Source organism: Halorussus amylolyticus (assembly GCF_004143485.2).
In the GTDB taxonomy this organism is placed as follows: domain Archaea; phylum Halobacteriota; class Halobacteria; order Halobacteriales; family Haladaptataceae; genus Halorussus; species Halorussus amylolyticus.
Map to the genome: position 1 here is coordinate 132,565 of NZ_RXOB02000022.1, position 19,721 is coordinate 152,285.

At 66.9% G+C, this 19,721-nt stretch carries 20 protein-coding genes; 17 read left to right on the plus strand and 3 right to left on the minus strand.

Going from position 1 to position 19,721, the window contains the following annotated elements:
* The first annotated feature begins 248 nt into the window (after positions 1–248).
* From EKH81_RS16865 to EKH81_RS16900, 8 genes are all read left to right on the plus strand, one after another.
* Positions 249–1,505 (plus strand): LeuA family protein, encoded by a 1,257-nt coding sequence (locus tag EKH81_RS16865; protein ID WP_132060570.1) that lies wholly within the window; start codon positions 249–251, stop codon positions 1,503–1,505.
* Between the two features lie 424 nt (positions 1,506–1,929).
* Positions 1,930–3,714 (plus strand): biosynthetic-type acetolactate synthase large subunit, encoded by a 1,785-nt coding sequence (gene ilvB / locus EKH81_RS16870; RefSeq protein WP_132060572.1) that lies wholly within the window; start codon positions 1,930–1,932, stop codon positions 3,712–3,714.
* Positions 3,711–4,400 carry an acetolactate synthase small subunit gene (ilvN, locus tag EKH81_RS16875; protein ID WP_132060574.1) on the plus strand — a complete coding sequence of 230 codons (690 nt, stop codon included), beginning with the start codon at positions 3,711–3,713 and terminating at the stop codon, positions 4,398–4,400. The genes ilvB and ilvN overlap by 4 nt, the downstream gene beginning before the upstream one ends.
* A gap of 28 nt (positions 4,401–4,428) precedes the next feature.
* On the plus strand, positions 4,429–5,472 hold the full coding sequence (ilvC, locus tag EKH81_RS16880) for a ketol-acid reductoisomerase (protein ID WP_132060576.1): 1,044 nt from the start codon (positions 4,429–4,431) through the stop codon (positions 5,470–5,472).
* A 26-nt stretch (positions 5,473–5,498) separates the two neighbouring features.
* Positions 5,499–5,762 carry a DUF7989 family protein gene (locus EKH81_RS16885; RefSeq protein ID WP_238392226.1) on the plus strand — a complete coding sequence of 88 codons (264 nt, stop codon included), beginning with the start codon at positions 5,499–5,501 and terminating at the stop codon, positions 5,760–5,762.
* A complete protein-coding gene (gene leuC, locus EKH81_RS16890; RefSeq protein ID WP_132060580.1) occupies positions 5,759–7,183 on the plus strand; it encodes a 3-isopropylmalate dehydratase large subunit in 1,425 nt (474 codons plus the stop codon). Before EKH81_RS16885 ends, leuC begins: the two co-directional genes overlap by 4 nt.
* Entirely contained in the window at positions 7,180–7,806 is a 627-nt protein-coding gene (gene leuD, locus EKH81_RS16895) for a 3-isopropylmalate dehydratase small subunit (RefSeq protein WP_132060581.1), read from the plus strand. The genes leuC and leuD overlap by 4 nt, the downstream gene beginning before the upstream one ends.
* Positions 7,803–8,795 (plus strand): isocitrate/isopropylmalate dehydrogenase family protein, encoded by a 993-nt coding sequence (locus tag EKH81_RS16900; RefSeq protein WP_132060583.1) that lies wholly within the window; start codon positions 7,803–7,805, stop codon positions 8,793–8,795. The genes leuD and EKH81_RS16900 overlap by 4 nt, the downstream gene beginning before the upstream one ends.
* 30 nt (positions 8,796–8,825) lie before the next feature.
* Here EKH81_RS16900 and EKH81_RS16905 read toward each other — a convergent pair whose 3' ends face one another.
* Complete coding sequence (locus EKH81_RS16905; protein ID WP_132060585.1) at positions 8,826–9,059, minus strand: DUF7563 family protein; 234 nt, start codon at positions 9,057–9,059, stop codon at positions 8,826–8,828.
* Positions 9,060–9,444: 385 nt separating this feature from the next.
* On the opposite strand from EKH81_RS16905, the gene EKH81_RS16910 reads away from it, so the two are divergent.
* On the plus strand, positions 9,445–9,753 hold the full coding sequence (locus EKH81_RS16910; protein ID WP_132060587.1) for a HalOD1 output domain-containing protein: 309 nt from the start codon (positions 9,445–9,447) through the stop codon (positions 9,751–9,753).
* Between the two features lie 6 nt (positions 9,754–9,759).
* Here EKH81_RS16910 and EKH81_RS16915 read toward each other — a convergent pair whose 3' ends face one another.
* Positions 9,760–9,996 carry an amphi-Trp domain-containing protein gene (locus tag EKH81_RS16915; protein ID WP_132060589.1) on the minus strand — a complete coding sequence of 79 codons (237 nt, stop codon included), beginning with the start codon at positions 9,994–9,996 and terminating at the stop codon, positions 9,760–9,762.
* A 137-nt stretch (positions 9,997–10,133) separates the two neighbouring features.
* On the opposite strand from EKH81_RS16915, the gene EKH81_RS16920 reads away from it, so the two are divergent.
* A complete protein-coding gene (locus EKH81_RS16920) occupies positions 10,134–11,138 on the plus strand; it encodes a hypothetical protein (protein WP_132060591.1) in 1,005 nt (334 codons plus the stop codon).
* Here the strand turns inward: EKH81_RS16920 and EKH81_RS16925 are convergent.
* Positions 11,135–11,944 carry a YihY/virulence factor BrkB family protein gene (locus EKH81_RS16925; protein ID WP_238392227.1) on the minus strand — a complete coding sequence of 270 codons (810 nt, stop codon included), beginning with the start codon at positions 11,942–11,944 and terminating at the stop codon, positions 11,135–11,137. The genes EKH81_RS16920 and EKH81_RS16925 overlap by 4 nt on opposite strands.
* 199 nt (positions 11,945–12,143) lie before the next feature.
* Between EKH81_RS16925 and EKH81_RS16930 the strand changes: the two genes are divergently transcribed.
* The 7 genes from EKH81_RS16930 (at position 12,144) to EKH81_RS16960 (ending at position 19,597) form a co-directional block, all read left to right on the plus strand.
* Positions 12,144–13,412, plus strand: a complete 1,269-nt coding sequence (locus EKH81_RS16930) for a Single-stranded DNA binding protein (protein WP_132060595.1) — start codon at positions 12,144–12,146, stop codon at positions 13,410–13,412.
* Positions 13,409–15,151 carry a hypothetical protein gene (locus EKH81_RS16935; RefSeq protein ID WP_132060597.1) on the plus strand — a complete coding sequence of 581 codons (1,743 nt, stop codon included), beginning with the start codon at positions 13,409–13,411 and terminating at the stop codon, positions 15,149–15,151. The genes EKH81_RS16930 and EKH81_RS16935 overlap by 4 nt, the downstream gene beginning before the upstream one ends.
* A complete protein-coding gene (locus EKH81_RS16940; protein WP_132060599.1) occupies positions 15,151–15,894 on the plus strand; it encodes a metallophosphoesterase in 744 nt (247 codons plus the stop codon). The genes EKH81_RS16935 and EKH81_RS16940 overlap by 1 nt, the downstream gene beginning before the upstream one ends.
* A gap of 94 nt (positions 15,895–15,988) precedes the next feature.
* The gene (locus EKH81_RS16945; protein ID WP_132060601.1) at positions 15,989–16,789 is read left to right on the plus strand and encodes a YqcI/YcgG family protein; all 801 of its coding nucleotides are present in this window, start codon (positions 15,989–15,991) and stop codon (positions 16,787–16,789) included.
* On the plus strand, positions 16,786–17,382 hold the full coding sequence (locus EKH81_RS16950) for a cysteine hydrolase family protein (RefSeq protein ID WP_132060603.1): 597 nt from the start codon (positions 16,786–16,788) through the stop codon (positions 17,380–17,382). Before EKH81_RS16945 ends, EKH81_RS16950 begins: the two co-directional genes overlap by 4 nt.
* 514 nt (positions 17,383–17,896) lie before the next feature.
* Positions 17,897–18,757 carry a 3-hydroxyacyl-CoA dehydrogenase family protein gene (locus EKH81_RS16955; RefSeq protein WP_132060605.1) on the plus strand — a complete coding sequence of 287 codons (861 nt, stop codon included), beginning with the start codon at positions 17,897–17,899 and terminating at the stop codon, positions 18,755–18,757.
* A 36-nt stretch (positions 18,758–18,793) separates the two neighbouring features.
* Positions 18,794–19,597, plus strand: a complete 804-nt coding sequence (locus tag EKH81_RS16960) for a hypothetical protein (RefSeq protein ID WP_132060607.1) — start codon at positions 18,794–18,796, stop codon at positions 19,595–19,597.
* The last annotated feature ends 124 nt before the right edge of the window (positions 19,598–19,721 follow it).

Below are 19,721 nucleotides of genomic sequence, written 5' to 3' on the forward strand. Positions count from 1 at the left end.
CGGAATTCGACTCGACTCGCGTTTTGCGTCGAGAGACTCGCGCTGCGCGCAGTCGTTCTGCTCGACTTCGACCGAAAAATTAAGTCCAAGACAGGAGGGGTTCGAAGTTCGCGCCCCGAGTGAATATAAGGTGATATTATGTCATTGGGAGTGTTAAAACACGACGATGTCCCCGGGTTTTCCGCAAGCGTCGTCGAAGGCCATCGGTCCGGGGCGCGTCCGATAATCTGTCGCAACGGCAGTTTTAAATAGGTGGATGGCCCCACGTCGGAGTACGATGTCACACCACGACACGTCTTCCTCCGACACCAGTCGGGGGGGTCGAGTTCTTCGAGGGCACGTTAGACACCTCCACTGAAATCGAGTCCGTGCGGGTCTTCGATACGACCCTGCGCGACGGTGAACAGGCACCGCGCACCTCATTCTCTTACGACGAGAAGCGCGCTATCGCGGCCACCTTGGACGACATGGGCACCCACGTAATCGAGGCTGGGTTCCCGGTCAACTCCGACGCGGAGTTCGAGGCGGTCAGCGACATCGCCGCGAGCACTACCACGACGACCTGCGGGTTGGCCCGCGTGGTCGAGAAAGACGTCGAAGCCGCACTCGACTCCGGTGTCGAGTTGGTCCACGTCTTCGCCTCGACCAGCGACGTGCAGTTGGAAGACTCCATGCACGCCACCCGCGAGGAGGTCGTCGAGCGGTCGGTCGAATCGGTCGAGCGCGTCAAAGAGGCTGGCGCGACCGCGATGTTCTCGCCGATGGACGCCACCCGGACCGACGAGGAGTACCTCGTCGAGGTCGTCGAGGCCGTCTCCGAGGCTGGCGTCGATTGGATAAACATCCCCGACACGTGCGGGGTCGCCACCCCGACCCGGTTCGCGAAGCTGGTCGCGATGGTGAACGACGCCACCGACGCGCGAATCGACGTTCACACCCACGACGACTTCGGGATGGCGTCGGCCAACGCGCTGGCCGGATTCGAGGCCGGGGCCGACCAGGCCCAGGTCTCGGTCAACGGCATCGGCGAGCGCGCGGGCAACGCCGCCTACGAGGAGGTCGTGATGACCGTCGAATCGGTGTACGGCGTCGATACCGGTATCGACACCACCCAAATCACCGACCTCTCGCGCGCGGTCGAACAGTACAGCGACGTACCGATTCCGGCGAACAAGCCGGTCGTGGGTGCGAACGCGTTCGCCCACGAGAGCGGCATCCACGCCGCGGGCGTCATCGAGAACTCCGACACGTTCGAACCCGGAGTCATGACCCCCGAGATGGTCGGCGCGAAGCGCGAGTTCGTGCTGGGCAAGCACACCGGGACGAACTCGGTCAGAAAGCGGTTGGAAGATTCGGGCTTCGACCCGACCGACGACGAGGTTCGGGAAGTCACTCGCCGGGTCAAAGACTACGGCGCGGAGAAGAACCGCGTCACGACCACCGACCTGAAGCGGTTCGCCCGCGAGGTCGGGGTCGCCCGCGAGGAATCGGAGGTCAAAGCCTGATGACGTCCGCCCGGTTCGCCCGCGCTCGACAGCCGCGCGCGGCGGTCTCGCGCCCGAGCGCGAGGGATCGGCGTTCGAACGTCGCGGCTCCCCGCCCGCACCGACGCGGCGTGGGAGACGTGCGCGATTCGGACAATAGTTGCCGACCGGGCAAACGTTATAACCGTGCGGGTCAGTACAACACAACCACAGATGCGACGGTCGCTCGTCACTCCGAATTCGCTCTCGGTCGCCGAGAGCGACGTGGCCGTCGAGCGCGGAATCATTATTGTAGGGGCGTAGCCCCCTACTACACTGCTTTTCCGACCCGCCGGTTCGCCGCATCGTTCCAGATTACAACAGCACGCGCTCGACCGATGAACGCTACAGAGGCACACGCACAGACCGAGACGTATCGTACGCAGAACAACGAGGTGACCCGAACGTGAGCGAACACGCTCGCCCGAAGGCGACCGATGACTCGGAAACCGAGACTTCCGAGACGGATACCGAGACGGAAGCCGAAGCGACCGACGCGGAGCCGGTTTCGACCGGCGCGCAGTCGGCCATCGCGGCGCTCGAACAGGCCGGAGCCGAGACGCTGTTCGGCGTGCAGGGCGGGGCTATCATGCCCATTTACGACGCGCTGTACGACTCCGAACTCACCCACGTCACGATGGCTCACGAGCAGGGTGCGGCCCACGCCGCCGACGCCTACGGCGTCGTCAGGGGCGACCCCGGCGTCTGTCTCGCCACCTCGGGACCGGGAGCGACCAATCTCGTCACCGGCATCGCCGACGCCAACATGGACTCGGACGCGATGCTCGCGCTGACGGGACAGGTCCCGACCGAGTTCGTCGGCTCCGACGCGTTCCAGGAGACCGACACCACCGGCGTGACCGCGCCCATCACGAAGCACAACTACTTCGCGGGCGACGCCGACACCGTGGGCGACACGGTGGGCGAGGCGTTCGCGCTGGCCGGGGCGGGCCGTCCCGGCCCGACGCTCGTGGACCTGCCGAAGGACGTGACGCTCGACGACACCGACACCCAGCCCGGTCCCGCCGAGACGCCATCGACGTACTCCTTCCGAGAGGAGGCCGACGAGGAGGAAGTCGCCGACGCGGCGCGCGCAATCGAGCGCGCGGAGAAGCCGCTCTTGCTGTTCGGCGGCGGCGTCGTCAAGGCCGAGGCAACCGAGGAGGCCCGGCGGTTCGCCACCGAGTTCGGCATCCCGGTCGCCACCACGATGCCAGCAATCGGCACCATGCCCGAGGACCACGACCTCTGTCTGTCGTGGGCGGGAATGCACGGCACGGGCTACGCCAACATGGCGATTACCCACACCGACTGCCTCGTCGCGGTCGGCACCCGGTTCGACGACCGACTCACCGGCGGCGTGGACACCTTCGCGCCCGAGGCCGAGGTCGTTCACGTCGATATCGACCCCGCCGAGATTTCGAAGAACGTCCACGCCGACTACCCGGTCGTCGGTGACGCGGCGAGTGCTCTCGAACAACTCGAAGCCGAGATGGATGCCGCGCCCGACGCGCGCGAGTGGCGCGAGCAGTGTCGGACGTGGAAGGAGGAGTACCCACTGGCGTACGTCACGCCCGACGACGAACCGCTCAAGCCGCAGTTCGTCGTGGAGGCGTTCGACGAAGCGACCGACGACGACACCATCGTCACGACCGGCGTGGGCCAACACCAGATGTGGGCCGCGCAGTTCTGGACCTACACGAACCCCCGGACGTGGGTGTCTTCGCACGGTCTCGGAACGATGGGGTACGGACTCCCGGCCGCAATCGGCGCGCGCCTCGCCGCCGAGGACGACCAGCAGGTCGTCTGCTTCGACGGCGACGGCTCGCTGCTGATGACGATGCAGGAGCTTTCGGTCGCGGTCCGCGAGAACCTCGACATCACCGTCGCGGTGCTCAACAACAAGTACATCGGGATGGTCCGCCAGTGGCAGGACGCCTTCTTCGAGGGCAGACAGATGGCGGCCGACTACGGCTGGTGTCCCGAGTTCGACAAGCTCGCCGAGGCGTTCGGAGCCAAGGGCCTCCGCGTGGACGACTACGACGAGGTCGCCGACGCCATCGACGAGGCGCTCGGTTACGACGGCCCGGCGGTCATCGACTTCCACGTCGACCCGGCCGAGAACGTCTACCCGATGGTGCCGAGCGGCGGTGCGAACGGGAAGTTCGCCCTCACGGAGGACCAGCTATGAGCGGAAACGACGCGGAGCAAACCGACGACTCGGCGTCCGAGTCGTCGGTCGAGATTCCGGCCGCCGGAATGCCGGGTCCCGAACCCGACGAACGCCCGCACCCGGAAGGACGGCGAAACTCGCAGGGAATTCGCATCGACCCCGAAGCCGAGGCCGAACCCCGGTACCGGACCGCGGTGGTGTCGGCGCTGGTCGAACACGAACCTGGCGTCCTCTCGCGGGTGTCGGGGCTGTTCTCCCGGCGGCAGTTCAACATCGAGAGCCTGACCGTCGGCCCGACCACCGTCGAGGGCCACGCCCGAATCACGCTGGTGGTCGAGGAGACCGACCCCGGCATCGACCAGGTCAAAAAGCAGTTGGCGAAGCTCAAGCCCGTGATTCAGGTGGGCGAACTCGACGACGACGCGGTGCAGGCCGAGCTCGTCGTCCTGAAGGTTCGGGGCGACGAACCCGACAAGGTCCACGCCATCACCCAGATGTACGAGGGCCAGACTCTCGACGCCGGACCTCGGACCATCACGGTCCAGATTACCGGCGACCAGGGCAAGATAGACGACGCCGTGGACGCGTTCCGGCAGTTCGGCATCATCGAAATCGCCCGGACCGGCCAGACCGCGCTGGCGCGCGGCGATACGCCGACCACGCCCGGCGAGGAGCCGGGCTACGCCGAATCGAACGACGACTGAGAGACGACACACAATTCACACTAACACAATGACGGACGAATTCAACGCCGAGATATATTACGACGACGACGCGAACAGCGCGAACCTCGAGAACAAGACCGTAGCCGTCCTCGGCTACGGAAGCCAGGGCCACGCTCACGCCCAGAACCTCGCCGACAGCGGGGTCAACGTGGCGGTCGGCCTGCGAGAGGACTCCTCCTCGCGGGAGGCCGCCGAAGCCGACGGTCTCAAAGTCGGTACTCCGAAGGAGGTCGCCGCCTCGGCTGACGTGATTTCGATGCTGGTGCCCGACACGGTTCAGCCCGCGGTGTACGCCGATATCGAGGACGAACTCGAACCCGGCGACACGCTCCAGTTCGCGCACGGTTTCAACATCCACTACGGCCAAATCGAGCCGCCGGAGGACGTGGACGTGACGATGATAGCGCCCAAGTCGCCGGGCCACCTCGTCCGGCGTAACTACGAGAACGACCAGGGAACGCCCGGCCTGCTCGCGGTCTATCAGGACGCGACGGGTGACGCCAAAGACGAGGCGCTCGCCTACGCGGAGGCCATCGGCTGCACGCGCGCGGGCGTCGTCGAAACCACGTTCCGAGAGGAGACCGAGACCGACCTGTTCGGCGAGCAGGCGGTCCTCTGTGGCGGCATCACCGAACTCATCAAGGTCGCCTACGAGACGCTCGTGGACGCGGGCTACTCGCCCGAGATGGCGTACTTCGAGTGTCTCAACGAGATGAAGCTCATCGTGGACCTGATGTACGAGGGCGGGATGCGCGAGATGTGGGACTCGGTCTCGGACACCGCCGAGTACGGCGGTCTGACCCAAGGCCCCGCCATCATCGACGACGGCGTGCGCGCCAACATGGACGAGACGCTCGAAGCCGTCCAGAACGGCGAGTTCGCCCGCGAGTGGATTACCGAGAACCAGACCGGCCGCCCGGTGTACCACCAGGCCAAGCAGCGCGACGTGAACCACGAAATCGAGGACGTGGGCGCTCGCCTCCGGAGCCTGTTCGCGTGGGCCGAGGAGGACGGCGAAACCGAAGACGAAAAAGAGCAAGTGAGAGCATGACCGACCGACGAAACCGACCGACTCGAATGGCAGACGTGAGCCACACCCATCCGCACACCGACCGCGGCGCGATAAACCGGCCGTTCGTTCGCGGGCCAGTCGTGGCCGCGGACGGGGGAGAGCGCGAGTCCTACGACGGTGAGGAAGCCGCCGACGAGTCCGAAGATGAGGAATCGCGACAGCAAATGAAGGACGTGAATCACACGCCGCCGGACGGCGAGGGAGCGAACCCCGTGTTCGAGCGCGGCGGCAAAGAAGAGCCGGTAGCGCCGGTAGAAGACGAAGAATGAGCCGAGGAACGCTCTACGACAAGGTCTGGGACCGGCACACGGTCACGCGACTCCCGACCGGACAGGACCAGCTCTTCGTGGGTCTCCACCTCGTCCACGAGGTCACGAGTCCCCAGGCGTTCGGCATGCTTCGCGAGCGCGACATGGAGGTCGCGTACCCCGAGCGAACCCACGCCACCGTGGACCACATCGTGCCGACCGGCGACCGGAGTCGCCCCTTCGAGGGCGCGGCCGAGGAGATGATGTCCCATCTGGAGGAGAACGTCCGCGAGGCCGGAATCGACTTTTCGCACCCCGACACGGGCGACCAGGGCATCGTCCACGTCATCGGACCGGAGCAGGGTCTCACCCAACCCGGCATGACAATCGTCTGTGGCGACAGCCACACCTCGACGCACGGAGCCTTCGGCGCGCTCGCATTCGGCATCGGCACGTCCCAGATTCGGGACGTGCTGGCGACCGGCACCATCGCGATGGAGAAACAGAAGGTCCGCCGGATTCGAGTCACCGGCGAACTCGGCGAAGCCGTCGAGGCCAAGGACGTGATTCTCGAAATCATCCGCCGACTCGGCACCGACGGCGGCGTCGGCTACGTCTACGAGTACGCGGGCGAGGCCATCGAGAGCCTCGACATGGAGGGTCGGATGAGCATCTGCAACATGTCCATCGAGGGCGGCGCTCGCGCGGGCTACATCAACCCCGACGAGACCACCTACGAGTGGCTCGAAGACACCGACGCCTTCGCCGACGACCCCGAGCGATTCGCGGAACTCAAGTCCTACTGGGAGTCCATCACATCCGACGACGACGCCGAGTACGACGACGAAGTCGTCATCGACGGCTCCGAACTCGAACCCGTAGTAACTTGGGGCACCACGCCCGGACAGGGCATCGGCATCTCGGAGGAGATTCCCCACCCCGAAGACCTGCCCGAGGACAAGCAGGACACCGCTCGGCACGCCCAGGAACACATGCGCGTCGAACCCGGCGACACGATGAAAGGCTACCCGATAGACGTGGCGTTCCTCGGGTCGTGTACGAACGCCCGGATGCCCGACCTCAGAAACGCGGCCCGCGTCGTCGCGGGCCGCGAGGTCCACGACGACGTGCGAGCCATGGTCGTTCCCGGAAGCCAGCGCGTCAAGGCCGCGGCCGAAGCCGAGGGCCTCGACGAAATCTTCCGCGAGGCCGGATTCGACTGGCGCGACGCGGGATGCTCGATGTGCCTCGGCATGAACGAAGACCAACTCGAAGGCGACGAGGCGAGCGCCTCGTCGTCGAACCGCAACTTCGTCGGGCGACAGGGGAGCAAGGAGGGCCGAACGGTCCTGATGAATCCCAAGATGGTCGCCGCCGCCGCAATCGAGGGCGAAGTCACCGACGTTCGCGACCTCCCCGAGACGGAGGTGAGCGCCCAATGAGCGACGACAACGGCGTCGAGACCGTCGAGCGAGCCTCCGGAACGGGCGTCCCCGTCCGAGGCAACGACATCGACACCGACCAGATAATTCCCGCCCGGTTCCTCAAGGTCGTCACCTTCGACGGCATCGGCCAGTTCGCGTTCCACGACGTGCGCTTCGACGACGACGACAACCCCAAGGACCACCCGTTCAACGAGGACCGCTTCCGCGACGCCTCGATTCTGGTGGTCAACGCCAACTTCGGCTGTGGCTCCTCGCGCGAACACGCGCCCCAAGCCCTCAAACGCTGGGGCATCGATGCCGTGGTGGGCGAGAGCTTCGCCGAGATTTTCGCGGGCAACTGCCTCGCGCTCGGCGTCCCCACGGTTACGGCGAGCGCCGAGGAAATCGAAGCCCTGCAGGACTTCGTGGACGAAAACCCCGACGCCGAAATCGACGTGGACGTCGCCGACGAGACCGTGACCTACGGCGACACCAAAATCGACGCGAACGTGGACGACGCCCAGCGAAAGGCGCTCGTGGAAGGCGTCTGGGACACCACCGCGCTGATGAAGTCGAACGCCGAGGCGGTCGCCGAGACCGCCGCGAGTCTGCCGTACATCGAATCGGAGGGCGACGCATGACCGAGCGAATCGTGGTCATCCCCGGCGACGGCATCGGCCAAGAGGTCGCCCCCGCGGCCCGCGAAGTCTTGGAAGCTGCGGGTCCCGACTTCGAGTTCGTGGAGGCCGAAGCAGGCGACGCCGTGAAAGAGCGAACCGGCGAGGCGCTTCCGGACGAGACCCGCGAACTCGTCGGGAACGCCGACGCCACGCTGTTCGGCGCGGCGGGCGAGACCGCGGCCGACGTGATTCTCCCGCTCCGGGGCGTGGTCGATTCGTTCGCGAACGTTCGCCCCGTTCGGGCGTACCCCGGCACGGAGGCGCTCAAGCCCGAGACCGACCTCGTGTTCGTCCGCGAGAACACCGAAGGCGTCTACTCGGGCCACGAGAATCGACTCTCGTCGGACCTGACCACCCTGACACGGGTCGTTACCGAGTCGGCGTCCCGAGAAATCGCGCGTTACGCCTTCGAGTACGCGGCCGAGCGCGACCAGACGGTGACGATTGGCCACAAGGCGAACGTGATGCGCCTGACCGACGGCGTGTTCCTCGACGCCGCCGAGTCGGTCGGCGCGGAGTTCGACGTGGAGTTCGACGACGCGCTCATGGACGCGCTGGCGACGCACCTCGTGCTGCGACCCGAGGAGTACGACGTCATCGTCTGTCCGAACCTCGCGGGCGACGTGCTGTCGGACCTCGCGGCGGGGCTAGTGGGCGGACTCGGCCTGCTCCCGAGCGCGAACATCGGTCCGGAGCGCGCGCTGTTCGAACCGGTCCACGGCACCGCGCCCGACATCGCCGGTCAGGGCGTGGCGAACCCCTCCGCGGCGATGCTGTCGGCCGCGATGCTGCTGGAGTACCTCGGCTACGACGACGCGGGCCAGACCGTTCGCTCGGCGGTCGAGGAGACGCTGGCGGCCGGGCCGCGGACGACCGACCTCGGCGGCGACGCGACGACACGAGACGTGACCGACGCGGTGCTGGAGCGAATCGAACGCGGCGAGAAGTAGTTCCGAACGTACCGTCGCTCGAAAGCCGAACTATCGGAGCGGCTCGCGCCCGCCGATGAGGTTGGTCGTATCGACCTGCTCGGCGCGCGCGCCGCCTTTCTTGACCTCTGTCGCCGTCATGCATTCGAGGCAGCCGAACACCTCGTTGTGATTGTTCCCGAAGACGCGCGCGAAGTCCCGCGTCACGAACGAACCGCAGCTCTGGCACCGGTTCTCCGCCATCGTGTCGTCACCGTGGGTGAGTCTGTTGTCGGTCGTGGTCATGCGTGGCGATAGTTACACGCCACTAGAGGCACTTTGTTATCCAGTACCTACACCCCCGTAACCAACCGCTACCGGCACCGGTAACCGCTTATTACGGGGTTCCGAGAGTTCGAGGACGGTCGCAATCTCCGATGGATTTCGGTCGGACGGTCGCAATCTCCGATGGATTTCGGTCGGACGGTCGCAATCTCCGATGGATTTCGGTCGGACGGTCGATACACCTGTCGCGGGATTCATCGTCAATCGAGACTCACCGCGAGACGAAACTCACCGCCGGTTCGACCGCGTTCGCGGTCGAACCGGCGGCTGGTCTCGCGGAAACAAAACGAGTCTACCTGTCACACCGACACTGTTATCAACTAATACTTGTCATATCGGCGCTCGTATGTCCGATTCCCGAGAGTCGCGCGACGGTCCGCGGCGGCGACACTGGACCGGTCGCGACGAGACGCCCTCCGGTGCGGTCGTCGAAGCCGTCGCGTCCGCTTCCGGCACCGACGCCAAGGACCTCCCACCGCTCGGCGACCGACTCGACACCGACTCGCTCGACGGCCTGTTCGCTTCGACGGACCCGACGTCGTCGTCCGGTCGCATTTCCGCCCGAACGGCGGACATGGACGCGGGCCTCGAAGTCCGGTTCGAGTACGCGGGCTACGACGTGACCGTGGCCGACGACGACGTGATTTTGGAGTGAATCGGCTTACTCGCCGGGTTCCCACTCCAGTTCGAGTTCGACCGACTCGCGCGCGCCTCGCAGGAACGACGACTCCTCTCGCACGTCGATTTCGTACGAGACCTGTTCTCCGGGCGAGAGTCGGACGGTCTTGTTGCCGACCGCCACGTCCGCGTCGGCGGTTCGGAGTTGGGCGGCCAGTTCCTGCAAGCGGTCGGCGGCCTCCTCGCGGCTCAGTCGCTCCCCGTGAGTGGTCTTGGTCATGGCCGCCGGAACGGCGACCCCCCGGAAGATAGCTGTTGTGGCGGCACGGAGAGCCGAGATATTTCACTCTCAGAGTATGTAAAATCGACGCTTGACCTTCCGGAACTACCTTTGAACGGGGCGTCCAATCGAAAGCCATGAAGCGACGCGAACTCCTCCGACGCGCTGGCGCGTTGGCATCGGTCGCCGGTCTCGCTGGCTGTCTCGGAAGCGGACCGCCCGGCGGCGGGGCGAACGACTCCGGGGACAGCACCGCGAACGAACCCGACGGTACTACCTCGGACGACTCCGAAGACTGCGAACCGACCGAGACCACCGCGGACGACTTCTCGGGCATCGAATCCGACGCCGACGAACCGTTCCGGACCGTCTCGGTGGGGGATAGAGACGAGGCGGCGTTCCCCGACAACAACCGCCCGCGAACCGTTCGCATCTGGAACGCCGCCGACGAATCGCGGGACATCGACGTTCGCGTCAATCGCGGGTCCGAGACGCCGTTCGACGAGACCGTCGAGTTCGCTGCCGACGCCTACCTCTCGGTGACGCTCGAAGCGCCTGCGGACTACGGCGTCTCGGTCGGCGTCTCGGACGCCGTGACCGAGCGTTCGTGCGACGCGAACGAGGGAGCAGACACCGGCGCGAGTACGGGTGCGAGCGCCGAATCCGCCGCGTTCGAAGTTGCTCGGTCGGCGTTCGACTGCAACACGGCCACCATCGACGCGGGCGTCATGCCCGACGGGAGCGTCGAGACCGTCGAAACCGCGACCACGATGGGGTGTGGCGGTCCGCGACTCGCCGCGACCGAGTTCGACGCCGAGCAGGGCGATTGTGGCACCCAGAACACCGCGAGCGTGACCTTCGAGGCCGAATCCGTCCGAATCGAGGGAACGGTCCGGACCCCGACCCCGGCGTGGACGGTCGAGCTCGCCGACACCGACTACGACGAGGACGCCGATACGCTGTCCGTGCGCGTGCGCGCGAGAGAATCGGGTAGCACGGACGCCAGCGTCCAGTGCGTCGCCACGATTCCCTACGAGGCGACCGCGAACTTCGAGAACGCGCTTCCCGGCGAGGTGGTCGTGACTCACGACACCGACGACGGGGCGACCGAGGTGGCGTCCGAGACGCGCGCGGACGACTAACTCTCGCCCGACGTTTGGCCCGCGAGGACCGCGTTCACGACGGCCCCGACGAGGAACGCGAGACCCGCGAAGTAGAGCCACGTCACGAGGAGGAGGACAGCGCCCAGAATCCCGTAGGCCTGATACTGGCCCGCGTTCGCGGCGTAGATTCCGAACCCGACTTCGAGAACCACCCACCCCGCCGCGGCGAACGCCGCGCCGGGGAGCGCCTCGCCGAGCGACACCGTTATCGGCGGCAGGACGTAGTAGAGCGGGAGAAACGCCACGACGAGTCCGACGAACAGGCCGAGCGTGGCGACGACGCCGGAGTACGGAAGCGCGTCCACGACTCCCGAAAGCCCGACGACGTAGCCGACCGCGACCAGCAGGCCGACCGTCAGGCCGAGGAGCGCGACGGTGACCGCGCCGTCCACGACCTGCCCGACCAGCGACGGTTCGCCCGGCGTGCCGTACGCCTCGGCGAACGCGAGCGAGAGGCCTCGGAAGAGTCGGAGCGCGCCCCACGTCAGCACGACGACGCTGGCCACGCCCGCGCCGGTCCGACCCTCGGAGTTCGTGAGCGCCATGTGGACGACCTCCCGGCCCGATTCGGAGAGCACGCCCTGTATCTGGCGGACGACCAACTGAGCGAACGCCTCGCCGCCGACGAGGCTCCCGACCGCCACCACGAGCAACAGGAGCGGCAGGAGCGAGACGAACCCGTAGTAGGCTACGCTCGCCGCGAGAAACGTGATGTTTCGGTCGCGCGATACCCCGACGACTCGCCGGGCGACCCCGAGTACCCCCATCCCACGGACCTGTACCACGACCGGACAGATAGGCGATGTGGTTGGTCGAAGATTTGATACGTCGGCGAGGTCGCCGTCGAAACGGCGACCTCGCCGAACGAATCGAGTCGAAGACGCCTCTCCTCGCCGATTTCGGGGACGTTCCCGACCGCACCGAACTCGGGGACGTACACGACGTGACGAACACTTTTAATCCATCCCGAGCAAAGTGGGGACGATGAGTCTCGACGACCATGCCGAGGGTCTCGCCTCCGACCTCGGTGTCGATAAGGAGGAGGTCAAAGCGGACTTGCAGAACCTCGTAGAGTACAGCGTCCCCATCGAGGAGGCCAAACAGAGCCTCCGGCGGAAGTACGGCGACGGCGGCGGCGGGGGGAGCGGCCCCTCCCGCGCCGACATCGCCGACGTGACCACCGACAGCGGGAGCGTCACCGTGACCGCGAAGGTCCTGACCGTCGGCAAGCGCTCGATTCGGTATCAGGGCAACGAGCAGGTCATCTTCGAGGGCGAACTCGCCGACGAGACCGGAACGATATCCTACACCGCGTGGGAGGACTTCGGTCTCTCGTCGGGCGACACAATCACCGCGGGCAACGCTGGCGTCCGCGAGTGGGAGGGCAGACCCGAACTCAATCTGGGCGAGTCCACCAATATCGCGTTCGAGGACGACATCGAAGTGCCCTACGACGTGGGCGGCGAAGCCGACCTCGAATCGCTCGAACCCGGCGACCGGGGAATCTCGCTCGAAGTCGAGGTGGTCGAAGTCGAGCAGAAGACCATCGACGGCCGGGACGGCGAGACCGAAATCAAGAGCGGCGTCCTCGCCGACGAGACCGCGCGGCTTCCGTTCACCGACTGGGAGGCCCGCCCCGAAATCGCCGCGGGCGCACGCCTTCGGGTCGAAGACGTGTACGTCCGAGAGTTCCGCGGGGTCCCCTCCGTGAACTTCTCGGAGTTCACGACGGTCGCGCCGTTAGACCGCGACCTCGAAGTCAGCGACACCGCGACCCGGATGACCGTGCGCGAAGCGGTCGAGTCCGGCGGCGCGTACGACGTGGAAGTCCTCGGGAGCATCGTGGCGGTCCGAGACGGTTCGGGCCTCATCGAGCGATGCCCCGAGTGCGGCCGCGTCACCCAGAACGGCCAGTGCCGGAGCCACGGCGACGTGGACGGTGAGGACGACCTCCGCGTGAAAGCCATCGTGGACGACGGCACGGGCACCGTGACCGCGGTCCTCGACGCCGAGCGAACCGCCGAGGTGTACGGCGGCGACGTGGACGACGCCAAAGCGCAGGCCCGCGACGCGATGGACAAGGAGGTCGTGGCCGACTCGATTCGCGACGAAATCGTGGGCCGGGAGTTCCGCATCCGCGGGAATCTCTCGGTGGACGACTACGGCGCGAACCTCGAAGTCACCGAGTTCGACGAGTGCGACGACGCGCCAGCAGACCGTGCGAAGGCGCTCCTCGCGGAGGTGGCAGAATGAGTTCGAACGAGTCCGACCAGGGCGGCGCGGGCCGCCGCGAGGTCGCGTGGCGCGTGTTCGCCGCCGAGTACGACGACGCCAGCCTCGACTACTCCGAAAGCGACGAGGAGCGCGCCCCGAACTACGTGGTCACGCCGACTGGCGCGCGAATCAATCGGCTGTTCGTCGTGGGCGTGCTCACGCAGGTCGAACAGGTCAGCGACGACGTGCTCCGGGCGCGAATCGTGGACCCGACGGGCGCGTTCGTGGTCTACGCCGGGCAGTATCAGCCCGACGAGATGGCGTTCCTCGAAAGCGCCTCGCCCCCCGCGTTCGTCGCGGTCACGGGCAAGGCGCGGACGTTCCAGCCCGACGACTCGGACCGCGTGTTCACCTCGGTCCGACCCGAGTCCATCAGTCGCGTGGACGCCGACACCCGCGACCGCTGGGTGGTCCAGACCGCCGAGCAGACCCTCGACAGAGTTTCGACGTTCGCCGACGCGCTGGAGTCGGACGCGCGCGGCGACGACCTCCGCGCCGCCCTCGAAGCGGGCGGCGCGGACGCCGGACTCGCATCCGGTATCCCGCTCGCCATCGACCACTACGGCACGACGAAGGCGTACCTCGCGGCGGTCCGTGACGCCGCAATCGACACTGCGCGCGTCGTGTCGGGCGAACTCGACGCCGACGAGGTCGGCCCGCTCGACCTCGCGCCCGACGAGGGCGGCGAGGTGGACGCCGACTTCGAGTACTCGCTTTCGGACGCCGAACCGACCGAAATCGCCGAAATCGAATCGAGCGACGAAACGGCCACCGAGGCGGAGACGCCCGAAGCCGAGACGCCGCCCGCCGAGTCCCGAACCGAGGTCGGCGAGACCGACGCCGCGAGCGAGGGGAGTTCCGAACCCGAACCGACCGAGAGCGTCGGAGAATCGGACGCCTCGGCGAGCGCCGAGGCGTCCGAACCGAGCGCGAGCGACGACCTCGGCGAGGCCCCGACCAGCACGGTCGATGCGGACGCCGAAGCGAGGACCGAGACCGAACCGGACGCGTCCGAGGTCGAGGACGCCGAAGACGCCGCCGAACTCCAAGGCGAAATTGGCACCGACGAACCGCCGACCGTCGAGGACGACCAGGAGACGACTGCCGACGAAGCCGTCGAACCCGAGACCGACGACGGCGACGACGGTCCCGACATCGGCACCGCGGGAGCGGGCGACGAGATGTACGAGATGGACGACGACGAGCGCCAGGAGACCATCGAGGAACACGGTCTCGAATTCTCGTCGGGGACGGACGTCAGCGACCCGGGCGAGGCCGATATCGAGACGCCCGACGCCGAGACGCTTCAGGACGTAGAATCGGCGCAGGGCGGCACGGAGGACGGGGTTGGAACCGACGAGCAGGCTCCCGCTGGCGGCGAATCGGCCGCCGGGGAAGCGCCGGGTGCGGAAATCGGCGAGGAGGAGACCGCCGACCTTGAACCCGAACCCGAGGACGAGACCGCCGACTCCGAGGGGTCCGACGCCGAACCCGAAGGGGAGGCGGGCGACAACCCCGAACCCGACAACCTCGAAAACACCGTGATGAACACCATGCAGGACCTGAACGACGGCGACGGCGTCGAGCGCGAGACCCTGCTCGCGGCGGTCGTCCAGAACTACGACGTGACGCCCGCCGACGTGGACGACGCGCTCGAAGCCGCGCTGATGGCGGGCCGGTGCTACGAATCGGGCGAGGACACCCTCAAGCCCATCTGATGGCGCTCGTCGAACCCGTTCCCGGCGACCCCGCCGCGGTCGCCGACCTCGGGTCCGAGCGGGCGCTGGTCGTCGCCGACTACCACGCGGGCATCGAGCAGGCGCTCCACGCGGAGGGCGTCTCGCTCGCCAGCGCGGCTGGCGAGCGCCGCGAGCGAATCCTCTCGCTGGTCGAGCGAACCCTCCCAGACCGCGTGATTTTCCTGGGCGACCTGATGCACGCCATCGGCGACCCCGGCGGGGCCGAGCGCGGCGAAATCGAGGTGCTGGTCGAACGTCTCGAAATGCGGGACGTGGGCGTCACGCTCGTCAAGGGCAACCACGACGGGGCCATCGAATCGTGGGTCGAGTGCGAGGTCACGGGCGGCGACGGCGCGCGATTCGGCGACGTGGGGTTCGCCCACGGGCACACGTGGCCCGCGCCCGAGGTCCTCGACAGCGAGGTGGTCTGCGTTGGTCACGAACACCCGGCGGTCCGCTTGGAGGACGAGGTGGGCGGCAGTCGCGTCGAACGCGCGTGGCTTCGGGGACCCATCGCGCCCGAGGCGTTCACCCGGCGGGGCGGCGAGGTCCGGGAGGGCGCGGAGCTAATCGTGTTCCCGGCGTTCAACGACCTCGCTGGCGCGACGTGGGTCAACGTCGAGGGACAGGAGTTTCTGGCCCCGTTCCTGCCCGCGGGGTTCCGGTCGGCGGAGGCGTATCTGCTCGACGGGACGCGGTTGGGCGAGTACGCCGGGGTGTGAGACCCAGTACCGCGATGCGAGACGCCTCGCCGCACGCGGCGAGGCGTCTCGCGCGTGAAAAAGGCTATGTAGCCGTCGAACCCAACTCTCGGGTATGAACGAATCGGGCCTGCACGTCCTGCTCGACCAGCAGACGCTGGAAAACCGCATCGAGTCCGGTGCGCTTCCCGAGTGGGCGGTCGCCCACTACGAGAGCTTTCACGAGGCGATTCTCGGCGAGCGAAACGGGACGCCGTTCCCGTGCTACTTCGGCGTCGAGTCCGAGAAGAAGGGACTCGGACTCTACTCCTTCTGCGATTCGACCACCGACAAGGACTCGCTGTTCGACCTCGGCGAGACCCTGCTCGAATACCTCGACACCTACGAAGACCACAGCGAGCGCGCTCCGCTGACCGTCTTCTTCAGGCCGTCCGACGACGTTTCGACCGAGGCCGACTACCACGAGGCACTCTGGCACGTCCTCCAGTTCCTACACGTCCACGACCCCGAACCGTGGCCCGACGACATCCCGACTGACCCCGACGACGCCCGCTGGGAGTTCTGCTTCGGCGGCACGCCGATGTTCCCGACCTCGCGCGCGCCGTTCTACGACGACCGTAAGAGTCGGTACTGCCCGGTCGGACTCGAAATCACGTTCCAACCGCGCGACGTCTTCGAGGGCGTGACCGCCGACACCGAGGCGGGCCAGCAGGCCCGCGAAATCATTCAGGGCCGCCTCGAAGACTACGACGGCGTCTGTCCCCACGCCGACCTCGGCGACTGGGGCGTCGAGGGCGACCGCGAGTGGAAGCAGTACCTCTTCTCGGCCGACGACGAGCAGGCTCCCGAGACGTGCCCGATTCGCGTGACGCGCGAGCATCCCAAGACCGAGATGCCGGTCGGGGGGAACGCATGAGTGCTGGTGCTTCGGGTGAGGCACTCGACCTCCCCGAGGACGCCCCCCTCGTCCTCGTGGACTTCCAGCGCGGCTTGGACGACCCCTCGTACGGCGACCGCAACAACCCCGACGCCGAGGACCGCGCGGCCGACCTCCTCGCGGCGTGGCGAGATGCCGACCGCCCCGTGGTCCACGTCCGCCACGATTCGCAGGAGGACGACTCCCCACTCCGGGGCGACAGCGAGGGCTTCGCGTTCGTGCCCGCGCTCGCGCCCGCCGGCGGGCGCGAGCGCGAGGTCGAAATGGTGAAGCGCGTCAACAGCGCGTTCGTCGGGACCGAGTTGGAGTCGTGGCTCCGCGAGCGCGGCCACGAGACCATCGTCGTGGTCGGCCTCACGACCGACCACTGCGTCTCGACCACGACCCGGATGGCCGACAATCTCGGCTTCGACCCGGTCGTGGTCTCGGACGCGACCGCGACCCACGGCCGTGAGGCCCCCGACGGAACGACCGTCTCGCCCGAAGAAAATCATCGGGCTGCGCTCGCGCAACTGTACGGGGAGTTCGCTGAAGTCGCCACCGCGGACGAAATACTTCGGGCGCTCGCCTGAATCGTCCGGATTTCGCGGTGGGCGGCGCGATTCGGTATCGGCCGGTGACACCGACCACGGAAAACGGCAGGCCGACCGACTTTCGGGGTGGGACTTCCGAAAGACGCGTCTTTCGACGTCCCGTTCGTTCCTCACGGGACTGAAAGGGGCCGCCCGGTCGCGGGCCGTAGGCCCGTGGTCGTCTCTGTGGGCCACTATTCGCGCCGACGCGGTGCTGTGCGGTGAGGCGCGAATATCCCGCAGAGCGACCGTCTCGTGAGCGAAGCGAACGAGACCTCGGCAGTCGCAGCCCGCGCAGCGAAGCGAGCAGGACCGTCTTCCGGTGGCGACCGGGCGGGGGCTTTCTGGCTGTTTTCCGCTGTTGGTTCTGTAGCTCATAGCGACCGGGCGGGGGCTTTCGAGGTATTCACCGACTCGACTGCTTTCGATGTTCACGCTCGACTGCCGTCGCACCTTTGACCGTCACGTAGATTGCTTCGGTAGGCTTACGAACCGACCGCAAGAATTGCCGGACATGGTACGCACTCTCGACAGCATCGACAGTATCGGCGTCGTCGGCGCGGGAACGATGGGAAGTGGCATCGCGCAGGTCGCGGCCCAGTCGGGCTACGACGTGGTGATGCGCGACATCGAAACCGAGTACGTCGAGAACGGCTTCGACACCATCGAGGACAGTCTCGACAGATTCGTCTCGAAGGACAAACTCACCGAGGACGAAGCCGAAGCGACCCTCGACCGAATTTCGGGCACGACCGACCTCGCGGACCTCGCCGACTGCGACTTCGTAGTCGAGGCCGCGGTCGAGAACATGGACATCAAGCGCGACATCTTCGCCGACTTGGACGAGGCGATTCCCGAGGACGTGGCGCTCGCCACGAACACCTCCACGCTGTCCATCACGACCATCGCGGCCGCGACCGACCGCGAGGAGCAGGTCGTGGGACTCCACTTCATGAACCCCGTGCCCATCATGACCGGCGTCGAAGTGGTGGTCGGCGAGAACACCGACGACGACGTAGCCGAGCTGGCTCACGCGCTCGCCGAGGACCTCGGCAAGGAGACGTGGGAGTCCGACGACAAGCCCGGATTCGTCACCAACCGCATCCTGATGCCGTGGCTGAACGAGGGCGTCCGGGCCTACGACGAAGGCGTCGCCTCCAAGGAGGACATCGACAAGGGAATGAAACTCGGCACGAACGTCCCGATGGGTCCGCTCGAACTCGCAGACCACATCGGTCTCGACATCTGCTTGGACGCGAGCGAGACGCTTCACGAGGAACTGGGCGACCGCTACAAGCCCGCCTACCTGCTCAAGCGCAAGGTCGCCGCCGGGGACTTGGGGAAGAAGACCGGAGAAGGATTCTACGAGTACTGACCCAACGATTAACTGTCGGTCCTTCGAACCCGGAGTATGGTTCGGTCGTTCGAGTTCGAGTCGGTAGGCGCTGGTGACGAGCGACTCCGGGCGACGACGCCCGGCGGCGAGTCAGTCACGATTCCCGCGGGATGGTTCGACGAGAGCGACGAGTGGCGACGAATCTTCGGCCACGTCCTCGACGCCGGACTCCCGGACGCGGTTTCGTTCGACGGCGCTGCGAACGTCCCGACGGAGAACGCGCTCGTCGGGATTCGCGACGGAGAAGCAGTCTCGGGCGGCGAGGCCGAAGCGTTGCTCGCTCGTCTCGATGCAGAGGGCGCGGTGTCTGTGTCCGACACCACAGTCAGCGTCCTGTTCGACCCCGAGACCGCTGACTCGTTCTCCCGCGAGCGGTGGGCGGCCGCGAGGGACTCGCTCGCCGACGAACTCGAACGGGTCGAAATCGACCTGTTCGACCGACCCTCGCTCGGCGAAGACGTCGAAGCGAAGCAGGCGGAACTCGCGGCGGAGATTCGGGACCTCTTGCCGGACGGCGACCCGTCCGATATCGACGCGCTCTCTGACGACGAGCGCGAGCGGTTCGAACGACTCAGGGAGCGATACCATTACTACGACCAACTCGACGCCGCGAACATCGACCCACTACTCGCACCGGGACCGAGCGACTGGGCCGACCAACTCCGAGACGCGACGACGACGCCGTCGGACGCGCTCGCGGACTTCGAGGCGGCGGTCGAAGCCCTCGCGGCGTTGCAGGACGGCGGCGAGGAGTTGCACGAATCCGGGGAGCGACTTCGTCGCCTCCGCGAGGCGGTGGACCGCCTCGCGGAGGCGTAGGTCGGCGGAAAATCGGCGTTTTCGAAAGGCGAGAAGAGGAGGGGAGAGGAGAGACCGTCTACACCTGATGGAACGGCCGCCGAGCGATTCGCTCCCAAATATCGCCCATCGCGTCCCTGTCGGC

Bases quoted from the DNA above. Each gene is read 5' to 3' on its own strand.
- ilvN (WP_132060574.1), top strand. From the start codon at position 3,711: ATGAGCGGAAACGACGCGGAGCAAACCGACGACTCGGCGTCCGAGTCG.
- ilvC (WP_132060576.1), top strand. From the start codon at position 4,429: ATGACGGACGAATTCAACGCCGAGATATATTACGACGACGACGCGAAC.
- EKH81_RS16885 (WP_238392226.1), top strand. From the start codon at position 5,499: ATGGCAGACGTGAGCCACACCCATCCGCACACCGACCGCGGCGCGATA.
- leuC (WP_132060580.1), top strand. From the start codon at position 5,759: ATGAGCCGAGGAACGCTCTACGACAAGGTCTGGGACCGGCACACGGTC.
- leuD (WP_132060581.1), top strand. From the start codon at position 7,180: ATGAGCGACGACAACGGCGTCGAGACCGTCGAGCGAGCCTCCGGAACG.
- EKH81_RS16900 (WP_132060583.1), top strand. From the start codon at position 7,803: ATGACCGAGCGAATCGTGGTCATCCCCGGCGACGGCATCGGCCAAGAG.
- EKH81_RS16905 (WP_132060585.1), bottom strand. From the start codon at position 9,059: ATGACCACGACCGACAACAGACTCACCCACGGTGACGACACGATGGCG.
- EKH81_RS16910 (WP_132060587.1), top strand. From the start codon at position 9,445: ATGTCCGATTCCCGAGAGTCGCGCGACGGTCCGCGGCGGCGACACTGG.
- EKH81_RS16915 (WP_132060589.1), bottom strand. From the start codon at position 9,996: ATGACCAAGACCACTCACGGGGAGCGACTGAGCCGCGAGGAGGCCGCC.
- EKH81_RS16920 (WP_132060591.1), top strand. From the start codon at position 10,134: ATGAAGCGACGCGAACTCCTCCGACGCGCTGGCGCGTTGGCATCGGTC.
- EKH81_RS16930 (WP_132060595.1), top strand. From the start codon at position 12,144: ATGAGTCTCGACGACCATGCCGAGGGTCTCGCCTCCGACCTCGGTGTC.
- EKH81_RS16935 (WP_132060597.1), top strand. From the start codon at position 13,409: ATGAGTTCGAACGAGTCCGACCAGGGCGGCGCGGGCCGCCGCGAGGTC.
- EKH81_RS16940 (WP_132060599.1), top strand. From the start codon at position 15,151: ATGGCGCTCGTCGAACCCGTTCCCGGCGACCCCGCCGCGGTCGCCGAC.
- EKH81_RS16945 (WP_132060601.1), top strand. From the start codon at position 15,989: ATGAACGAATCGGGCCTGCACGTCCTGCTCGACCAGCAGACGCTGGAA.
- EKH81_RS16950 (WP_132060603.1), top strand. From the start codon at position 16,786: ATGAGTGCTGGTGCTTCGGGTGAGGCACTCGACCTCCCCGAGGACGCC.
- EKH81_RS16955 (WP_132060605.1), top strand. From the start codon at position 17,897: ATGGTACGCACTCTCGACAGCATCGACAGTATCGGCGTCGTCGGCGCG.
- EKH81_RS16960 (WP_132060607.1), top strand. From the start codon at position 18,794: ATGGTTCGGTCGTTCGAGTTCGAGTCGGTAGGCGCTGGTGACGAGCGA.